Origin of the sequence: Protofrankia sp. Cr1, from assembly GCF_963555865.1 — a bacterium.
Classification (GTDB): domain Bacteria; phylum Actinomycetota; class Actinomycetes; order Frankiales; family Frankiaceae; genus Protofrankia.
This window is the reverse complement of the sequence record NZ_CAUVXO010000012.1, coordinates 5078-6360: the sequence shown is the minus strand read 5'-3', so window position 1 is coordinate 6360 and position 1283 is coordinate 5078. Positions and strand designations below refer to the sequence as shown.

1 protein-coding gene is annotated in these 1283 nt (G+C 70.2%); it reads left to right on the top strand.

Annotation, left to right across the window (positions count from 1 at the left end; genetic code table 11):
- Positions 1-1242: UDP-glucose/GDP-mannose dehydrogenase family protein (locus U9980_RS02565; protein ID WP_322766509.1), on the top strand; the 1242-nt coding region annotated here is incomplete at its 5' end.
- Positions 1243-1283: the final 41 nt, after the last annotated feature.

Genomic DNA, 1283 nt, shown 5'->3' with positions numbered 1-1283 from the left:
TTCGAGGTCATCGGTGTCGATGTGGACCCGAACAAGATCGCCCGTCTTGCCGCCGGTGAAGTGCCCTTCTTCGAGCCCGGGCTGGAGGAACTGCTCCGCAAGAACCTGGAGTCCGGCCGCCTGTCCTTCACGACCTCCCTCGCGGAGGCCGCGACCGGGGCCGACGTCCACTTCATCTGCGTGGGCACTCCGCAGCACCCCGGCTCGAACTCGGCGGACATGCGTTACGTCGACTCCGCGGTCAGTGGACTGATCGCGGGCGGGCTTCGTCCCGGCTCGCTGGTTGTGGGCAAGTCCACGGTTCCGGCCGGAACCGCCGCCCGGCTCGCCGACTGGCTGGGCGCCCAGGCGCCCGGGGTGGAGCTCGCCTGGAACCCCGAGTTCCTGCGGGAGGGCTTCGCCGTCGACGACACGCTGCGCCCGGACCGGCTCGTCTTCGGCGTGCGGGCCGACGGCACGGCGCAGGAGACGCTGCGCCGGGTCTACGGATCGGTGATCGACGCGGGAACTCCCGTCGTCGTCGTCGACTACCCGACCGCCGAGCTTGTCAAGGTCGCGGCGAACGCGTTCCTCGCCACCAAGATCTCTTTCATCAACGCCATGGCCGAAGTCTGCGAGGTGACCGGAGCCGACGTCACCCACCTGGCCAAGGCCATCTCGTACGACACCCGGATCGGCGGCCGCTTCCTGCACGCCGGCCTCGGTTTCGGCGGTGGCTGCCTACCCAAGGACATCCGGGCCTTCCAGGCACGCGCAACCGAGCTCGGCGCAGGTGAATCCGTGAAGTTCCTCGCCGAAGTGGACGCCATCAACCTCCGCCGGCGCAGCCACACCGTCGCGCTCGCCACCAGGCTCCTGGGCGGGCGCGCTACCGGCAAGAAGGTCGCGGTCCTCGGCGCGGCCTTCAAGCCCAACTCCGACGACATTCGTGACTCCCCGGCACTGGCCGTGGCGAGCGCCCTGCACCAGGCCGGTGCAACCGTCGCCGTCTATGACCCGGCCGCGATCGAAAACGCCCGGCGGATGTACCCGGACCTCACGTACGCCGACAACGCCGTCGACGCCGCGACCGATGCGGACATCGTCCTGCACCTCACCGAATGGATGGAGTTCCGCGAGCTCGCCCCGGCCGCCCTGACCGCGGTCGTCTCGACCCGCACGATCATCGACGGCCGGAACACCCTCGACCCCGCCCAGTGGCGTGCCGCCGGCTGGGAGTACCACGCTCTGGGCCGGCCGTAGGCCCGTCGGCGACCTGCTCCAGCCACCCGATCCGTCCAGCC